This window comes from Okeania sp. SIO2B9, from assembly GCF_010672505.1.
Classification (GTDB): domain Bacteria; phylum Cyanobacteriota; class Cyanobacteriia; order Cyanobacteriales; family Microcoleaceae; genus Okeania; species Okeania hirsuta.
The window spans coordinates 1-7,755 of the sequence record NZ_JAAHGK010000200.1 but is presented as its reverse complement, the minus strand read 5'-3'; the positions used below and the strand labels follow the sequence as shown (position 1 = coordinate 7,755).

Annotated in this window: 6 protein-coding genes; 4 read left to right on the top strand and 2 right to left on the bottom strand. The window is 38.0% G+C overall.

Going from position 1 to position 7,755, the window contains the following annotated elements:
- Nucleotides 1-569: 569 nt before the first annotated feature.
- A complete protein-coding gene (locus F6K13_RS09620; RefSeq protein WP_287242044.1) occupies nucleotides 570-2,720 on the top strand; it encodes a S8 family serine peptidase in 2,151 nt (716 codons plus the stop codon).
- Between the two features lie 413 nt (nucleotides 2,721-3,133).
- Here F6K13_RS09620 and F6K13_RS09615 read toward each other — a convergent pair whose 3' ends face one another.
- Complete coding sequence (locus F6K13_RS09615) at nucleotides 3,134-4,192, bottom strand: dipeptide epimerase (protein ID WP_287287287.1); 1,059 nt, start codon at nucleotides 4,190-4,192, stop codon at nucleotides 3,134-3,136.
- Here F6K13_RS09615 and F6K13_RS09610 point away from each other — a divergent pair.
- From F6K13_RS09610 to F6K13_RS09600, 3 genes are all read left to right on the top strand, one after another.
- Nucleotides 4,191-4,346, top strand: a complete 156-nt coding sequence (locus F6K13_RS09610) for a hypothetical protein (protein WP_161564342.1) — start codon at nucleotides 4,191-4,193, stop codon at nucleotides 4,344-4,346. The genes F6K13_RS09615 and F6K13_RS09610 overlap by 2 nt on opposite strands.
- Before the next feature lie 280 nt (nucleotides 4,347-4,626).
- The gene (locus F6K13_RS09605; RefSeq protein ID WP_124155065.1) at nucleotides 4,627-5,931 is read left to right on the top strand and encodes a serine/threonine-protein kinase; all 1,305 of its coding nucleotides are present in this window, start codon (nucleotides 4,627-4,629) and stop codon (nucleotides 5,929-5,931) included.
- Nucleotides 5,932-6,027: 96 nt separating this feature from the next.
- Nucleotides 6,028-6,876, top strand: a complete 849-nt coding sequence (locus F6K13_RS09600; protein ID WP_124155064.1) for an alpha/beta fold hydrolase — start codon at nucleotides 6,028-6,030, stop codon at nucleotides 6,874-6,876.
- A gap of 309 nt (nucleotides 6,877-7,185) precedes the next feature.
- Here F6K13_RS09600 and F6K13_RS09595 read toward each other — a convergent pair whose 3' ends face one another.
- Nucleotides 7,186-7,635: a patatin-like phospholipase family protein gene (locus F6K13_RS09595; protein ID WP_192901291.1), complete on the bottom strand. Its 450-nt coding sequence runs from the start codon at nucleotides 7,633-7,635 to the stop codon at nucleotides 7,186-7,188.
- Nucleotides 7,636-7,755 lie beyond the last annotated feature (120 nt).

Here is a 7,755-nt window from a genome sequence, read left to right as displayed (position 1 = left end):
TGTAGAGTTGTTGGGAAATAACAATTGAATAATGCTCAAAAGCTTACTATATAAGCTTTTCAGGAGCTTATGCATAAAAAACCGCTGTAAACTTTGACTAATAAGGGTTTTAGCCATTTTTTTAGCTTAATTCCCAACAACTCTAGTATCAATAACTATAACGTTATAGTTTTCAAACTTTATATATAGTATTTTTGCGTAAATCCTATCACTGCCAAATCTTTCTAAATTCTCTTCCCTCCTAAATCAAATCCGGTTAAATAGACATTTGGTGATCATTAAAAATAAAATCAATTATCGTACATAAATTATTAATTCTTTCCCCCTACTCCCTACTCCCTCTTTTCCAGAGAGGTCTATTATATAACCGGATTCTATATAACTCTTAACTCTTGACTCCTGATCTAATTACACCAATGCTACCTCCTTTGATATGAACCTATCTTGATTAGGACTTACGCAGATACACTATATATAGTGCTCGCGACTATTGTCTAATAGTTAACAACCCCTATAAATAGTGCCTTTACCTAAGTCCTGTTGATAACAATTGAAGTCGAAAAAATAAGATGACCGGAACAAAAACATTCAGCTTGTTGCCTCAACAGAAATTACGCTTTATTCTAGACTTGAGTGTTACAGAGATAGAAGCGATAGTGCAGTGGCGTCAAATGCTCTCAACAGCGATCAACCTTGAAGACATTAGCCGTCGCGCTCAACTCGATCCAGAAACTGTAGAGCAATTACTCCTAAATTCAAGCAATGTAGAAAAGATGCGATTAAATCCTAACCGAGTTAATCGCAATCAATTGGAACAAATTCCTCAATTAAAACCGGATCGAATTGACATAGTGTTACAGGGAAAACCCTATTACTCCATGACAGAATTGGCGGTTGCAACAGCTTTACCGCTTACAGTATTAGATTATTTTTTTGTCATTCCGCCTCTGTCTTTTCCTGACAAACCTGCCAACAAAGAAGTTATTTTAGAACCTGTAACTGGATACTACCTCATCCCCCGTCAACCAGATTTTGAAAGATTAGATCCTGCTGCTCAGTTAGGGTATGTTGAGAGTCTAGCAATACCAGAAACTCTTGAATTTCGGATTGTAGAAAATAGTGATTTTGAGAGTGGTTCACAAGCTGCTCATCTATTAAAAGCTGCCTTTGCAGGAAATGTTCACCCTGTCTTGCGAGATGTTCAAGGGTCTAAACTTTATCTAGTTCCTGGTTCTATAGATTTATGGTTTCATTTGAATACCTCGTCCCCTCGACGTGAGGAAATTATTCAGGAGTTAGGACTAGAAATTGTCGATCCTCGCCCTCGAATGGGCTACTACCGCGCTCAACTCACTCACAAACCTGAAGATTTCGATGTCACTCGGGAAGTGCTTCGGGTAATTTCTAAAGCGAACCAATTTCAGGAAGTGGCTTTTGCTGAACCAGATCGAGTAGGTTTTGACGATTTTCAATTTGATCCTTCTTTTCCGATCACAGAAGCAGAGGGAGATTTTGAAGCAGTCGATCGCTTCTGGAATTATGAACTGATTGAACTTGAAGCTGCTCACGCTATTACAACTGGTTCTCCTCTAGTTACTCTGATCGTGATTGATAGTGGAATTGATACTAATCATTCTGATTTAGTACCTGCTTTGCGATCGGACTGGCAAAGCCTCGATCTCAACTTTGAAAGGGGTATACCTGCGACTGTCTTATCTCCCCATGCTTCCTATATTGCTCACGGAACAAAGGTTTCTGGTCTTGTTGCGGGAAGGAGAAATGCTACTATCTCTCAAGTCAGAGGGGTTGCACCGAACTGTTCAATTTTGCCGATTAAGATTTCAGGGAGCCAAGGGTATGGCTTGAGAGCAGAAGCAATTTTGGAGAGTTTAACCTATCTCCAACCTAATGAACGGGGGGTTATTAATCTCAGTTGGCGTATTGATGGCGAGCATATTGGTATTCGCCAAGCTTTAATTGCAGCTCAAAATCAAGGGGTAGCAATTGTCTGTTCGGCGGGAAATTATACTCTGGGAATGCCTCAAAAACCTGATGAGATTCACTATCCTTCTGCCTATTCCTATCTTTATCCCCAGTTAACTGCATTATGTTCTGTTGCTGCTGTTGGAGCAGGAGATCGCAAAGCCAACTATTCTTATTATGGAGAACAAAGTGTGACGCTCTCTGCTCCTGGGGGCGAGCAAGGGAGAGCAGGTACAGCAATTTATACAACCTCAACCTCCAATAGTTATACATACACTTGGGGAACTTCCTTTGCAGCTCCTCATGTAGCAGGTTTAATTGCATTGGTATTTTCTTTGAAACCAGAACTCACTCCTCAACAGGCGATCGCTATCATTAAAGAGACTGCTGATTCTGTTGATAGGGTCAATCCTTTGTATGTGGGAATGTTGGGTGCAGGTCGTATTAATGCTCGTGCTGCATTAGAAAAGTTGCAAGATGATTTTGGGATTCAACCTCCAGCACCACCAAGTCCAAGTATTTCTCACTATGACGATCGTGGTCGATTAAACATCAACCTGGCTACATTCGATGAACTTGTGAAACTTCCTTTAATTGAAGCTTGGCGAGCTAATCAGATTCTTGATTATAGGGAAACTCATGGCCTTTTTACGACTATTTGGAGTTTACTACTAATAGGAGTATTTGATCCGTGGACAATTCGATCGCTTGAACCTTATATAACTGTACTTTCGTGAGTTATTTCCCAAAAAAAGTGGATTATGAGGAGATATTCTTGAAACAGTTACATTTCTCAAAAAATTACCGAAAAATATTGATATTTTTGTAGATAGCAATCGCATACTTTAGGCAAGCGATCGCTATTTTTCTATACCAGTTTGATAAATATTTGCTACAAATAGCTAGGGTATTTCTTAGGAGTCAACCCACCCCTAACCCCTCCTGGGAGGGGAAGACAGGAGGATAGAGTCATAATGAATAGGTTTGATACCATTTTTTATGTAGTAATTTATCTTTTTCGTCCAATAGATATTTCCTACAAATTATTTTAATACTACTTATTGTTTGTAACATTCTTTTTTTAAATTGGTATTACAGATCGCTGTTTCCTGTTCCCTATTCCCTGGCGCGTAGCGCTATATAAGTCTGATTAAATCATTCCACCATTCAGACAAACTCCTAACCCAGGTAAATCATTCGGCAACAACCGCCCTTTTTCCATCACCGCACCAATAAACGGATCGTCAATCAAATTGAGATGACTATCTAAGTCCAAATAATCAGCGAGGGGAGCAAGTTGTGCTGCTGCTGTATTTGCCAAACAACTGTCAGAATAGCAACCAAACATTACCTTCAACCCACAAGCTTTAGCTACATAAACCATTCGCATTGCTTCAGTTAACCCCCCAGACTTCATCAACTTAATATTGATGCCATGTACCATTTCTGCCAAAACGGGAATATCTTTAGCGGTAAAACAACTTTCATCCACAAAAATAGGTAGGGGCGATCGACTGTAAAGATGAGGTAGATCGGCGATCGCTAAAACAGCAGCTAATGGTTGTTCCACATAAATAACCCCAACTGTAGCCAACCAGTCACACATTTTCACTGCATCCTCCAGACTCCAACCTCCATTAGCATCTACATATAACAAAGCATCTGCGGGCGCTTCTTCTTTGACTGCCATCAACATTGCTTTGTCTGCTTCAATACCTTCCGGACTACCTAATTTTACTTTCAACACCCGCGCATCAATAAATTCTAGCCAGTTCCGCACCCTCTGTTTAGCAGCTTCGGGGGTGCTGATACCAATAGTAACTGAGATGGGAACAATGTGATTTCGTTCTAACCCCCAAAGTCGCCATAAAGGCAACCCTACTTTTTTGCCTACCCAGTCATGCAACGCCATATCAATAGCTGCTCTAGCTGCTGATGGTATTTCTAACTCTATCAAAATTTGCTCTATTTGTTGTCTATCAAGTGGAGTAAACTTTTCTAGAGTAGGGGTAAGTTGCTCTAAAGTTTGCTGTAAAATTTTTGTAGTTTGTGGTTTTTCCCCTGCAGAAAAAGGTGAAGCTTCTCCCCAACCTTCGATACCTTCTTGTTGTATTTTTACCAAAATATTGTTACTTTCGGCAGTAGTTCCTCGACTAATAGTTAAAGGAAATCTTTTATGGACAGTAAATGTTTGAATCTGAATTTGCATGATTAATAAATTTATTGAAGAAGGAGTCAGGAGTCAGGAGTCAGGAGTCAGGAGGGAAAATTGCTTATGGATAGTCAACGAAGGGCCGCTCCGCGTCTACGTCCCCCAAACAATTTTGATCGCCCCCATTGACGGTGGGGTATTAAACCCATAAGGGAAATGATAATTCTCTGCCACCTTATACCAATTTGATAAATTTTTGCTACAAATAGCTAGGATATTTTTTAGGACTCAGGAGTCAGCAGTCAGAATGAATAGCTTCAATACCAGTTTTGAACTAGAAAATTCTCTTTTTAGATTAACGTGAATTAGTCTGAGGTAAAATAGAATAAAGACTTTTCTATAAAATAGTGAATATGACCGAAAATTTCTGGTATCAAGTCTCCCTATTCCATGAGTTACTGATAACTGATAACTATTAACTGATAACTGAAATGACCTTACACCAACCTAATGATATTATTGCTCAACGATATCGCATTGTCACTGCTTTAGGACAGGGAGGAATGGGAATTACTTATGAAGCAGAAGACCTGACAAATTATCGGCGAGTAGCACTTAAAGCTGTTTCTTTTCAACAAGCAAAAGACTGGAAAATATTAGAACTTTTTGAGAGGGAAGCTAAAGTTATTGCCAATTTGCATCATCCTCAAATTCCTAAATATTTGAATTATTTTTATATTGATACAGAACAAGATAGATGTTTTTATTTAGTTCGTGAATTAGTATGGGGAAATTCCTTAGCAACTTGGGTGATAAAAGGTTGGCATCCGACAGAAATACAAGTTAAAAATATTGGGATTCAAATTTTGAACATTCTCAGTTATTTACATCAGTTAAATCCGCCAATAATTCACCGGGATATTAAACCAGAAAATATTATTTTACAACCTGATGGTCAAGTATTTTTAGTAGATTTTGGGGCAGTTAAAGATATTTATCGTCAGACAATGTCTTTCAGTGGAACTTTTGTCGGAACTATTGGATATATGCCACCAGAACAGTTACAAGGAAAAGCTTATTATGCTTCAGATTTATATAGTTTAGGTGGAACTTTATTGTATTTATTAACCCATCGTTCTCCAGATGAACTACCTCAAAAAAGAATGAAAATAGATTTTCGTTCTTGTGTGAAAATTTCACCAGAATTTACAGATTGGTTAGAAGTAATATTAGAACCGATGTGGGAAGATAGATTTCAGTCGGCAACAGCAGCTTTGAATGTACTTAGTAAGAAATCAGAAATTGTTTATGATGATTATTATACAGTTAAATATCCCAATAAAAGGCCTCTAAAAAGTCGAATCACCCTGGAAAAGAAATCGACAAGTTTAATTATTAAAATTCCAGCTCAAAGTATAATTGTAAATCTATTGGTAATATGCTTATTTATTCATATTGTTAATATAGGCATTTCTTTGATTTCAAAAGAATTTCCTTTCAACCCTATAATTTTAATATGTTTTTTCATAACTTGTTTTCAATTGTCTATGTTTAGCAGTAAAATTCATCTTCAAATTTATCCAAATGAGTATTGGATTAAACAGAAAAATAGGATGTTTAGTCGTAGAAGTAGAGGTAAAACATCAGATATTATTGAAGGCAGAAAAATACTTCCTTTTGGCTATGGTGTGAGTAAAAGAGAACAAGAATGGTTAGTCACTGAAATTAGGGATTTTATACGGCAATTAAAATCACAAGAAAGCAGAGAAAAACTAGATAAAAAAATCTTGGATTAAGAAATAGTAAACAGAAAATTTCTATTCCCTGCTCCCTGTTGTCTATCAAATGATATAATCACCATATTCATTTATTAGTCAACAGATAAAAAAGTCGTGTCAATTGAGAAAAAAAATATAACAGTCGATTCTCTAGAATGGTTTTACCGGGAAGCTAAACCCGATGAGGAAACAGATAAACTGCCAATTTTACTATTACATGGATTTCCTGCTCAAAGTCATAGTTGGACTGCTATGATGCCCGAATTAGCTGAAGCAGGTTATCGAGCGATCGCTCCAGACTGGATAGGTTGTGGTTTATCCCCTAAGTTAGATAAGCGAGATTTTTCTTACAAACCAGAAGCTTTTATTCAGGCTTTAGCAGAATTAATTGACGCTCTAGAAATTGAACGATTTTATCTAGTTATTCAAGGATTTTTAGGCTCTGTCGGTTTACAATATGCTTTGCAAAATCGAGAAAAGATTGAGCGTTTAACTATTTTAAATACACCACTTTCTTCTACAGCAAAATTACCTTGGCAAATGAAACAATTAGGCATACCTTTTGTTGGTGATATGCTAGTTCAAGACCCTCTATTTGTCGATAGAACTTTAGAAAAAGGTAGTTGTTTAACAGTTGCTGATGAAGATTTAGACGTCTATCGTAGTCCTTATCTAAAAAGTTCTGCTGCTGGTAGATCCGTATCAGCAATTGTGCAAAATTTAGACTTAAAAAAGTCAATGGCAGAAATTGAATCTGGTTTTAAAGGGTGGCAACAACCGACATTAATTGTTTGGGGAACAAAAGACCCTTGGTTAGATATTAGTCAAGCTGAAAATTTAGTTAATATTTGTGAAAATGGAAAGTTAGTTAAATTAGCAGAAGCTGCACATTATCCTCAAGAACATTGGTCTGGAGATATTACAGATGAACTACTGTTATTTTTGAGGAGGAAAGAAGTTTAGCTTTCCGGTGTCGAATTATTCATCGCGTAGGAGTTGGTTATATCAAATCCGCTGTCTCCGGAGTAATGTACAGGATAAATGGTGAAAATCATGTAGTGCGGGCATCTTGCCCGCGTGGATGTACCTAATAAAAACGGGAAGCGCTGTAATTGTGTTGATCGTCATATAATCGGTGAGGGCGAATGCCATTCGCCCCTACATATGGCTTTTCAAGGTGAATTTGTGTAGTTCCTGATTCTTATGTTTACTTCTCCCCCACTCCCCCACTCCCTTACTCCCCTACTCCCCCACTCCTCTTAGTGACAACAGTTACCAGTTAGCTAAGAATTTTTCTAACCTCTCTTTTTCCTGATCGAGATAACGATCTGTTTCCTTCAAAAGTGCTTGTAAATTTGTCTCCCTCGCATCATCCATTGCCAGTAATGGGTCTTTGAGGGGTAACTGTAGACGAATATACCGTGATTTATCGTCATTTTTACCCACACCTATAATTTGTTCGGCAACATATCTATGCACATCAGGTGGTGCATCCATGAATACATCTGCAATTCGCAAACCCCATTGTACAAGTCCCCATCCTCGTACTTTTTCCCAGGGAATAGGAGATGCAGGATCTCCAGTACCAATAGATATTACTTTAATTTGATCGATTACGCTTCCCAAAGATTGATTTGGAGACTCCCGTAATATTCTAATAGCCTCTGCTACAGCACAGGAAACAGGATTATTAGCGCAAACCCCTCCATCAATTAATATCATGTCCGGTAGCATCGGTCTTGTATAGCAAAGGTAAGGAAGAAGGAAGAAGGAAGAAGGAAGAAGAAAGAGGGAAGAGGAAAGAAGGCTACCCTCGCAAGAAAAAACCATCATTTCCTGTAG

Excerpts from the sequence above, each read along its gene's own strand:
- F6K13_RS09620 (WP_287242044.1), top strand. The coding sequence starts at position 570 with ATGACCGGAACAAAAACATTCAGCTTGTTGCCTCAACAGAAATTACGC.
- F6K13_RS09615 (WP_287287287.1), bottom strand. The coding sequence starts at position 4,192 with ATGCAAATTCAGATTCAAACATTTACTGTCCATAAAAGATTTCCTTTA.
- F6K13_RS09605 (WP_124155065.1), top strand. The coding sequence starts at position 4,627 with ATGACCTTACACCAACCTAATGATATTATTGCTCAACGATATCGCATT.
- F6K13_RS09595 (WP_192901291.1), bottom strand. The coding sequence starts at position 7,635 with ATGATATTAATTGATGGAGGGGTTTGCGCTAATAATCCTGTTTCCTGT.
- F6K13_RS09610 (WP_161564342.1), top strand. The coding sequence starts at position 4,191 with ATGATTAATAAATTTATTGAAGAAGGAGTCAGGAGTCAGGAGTCAGGA.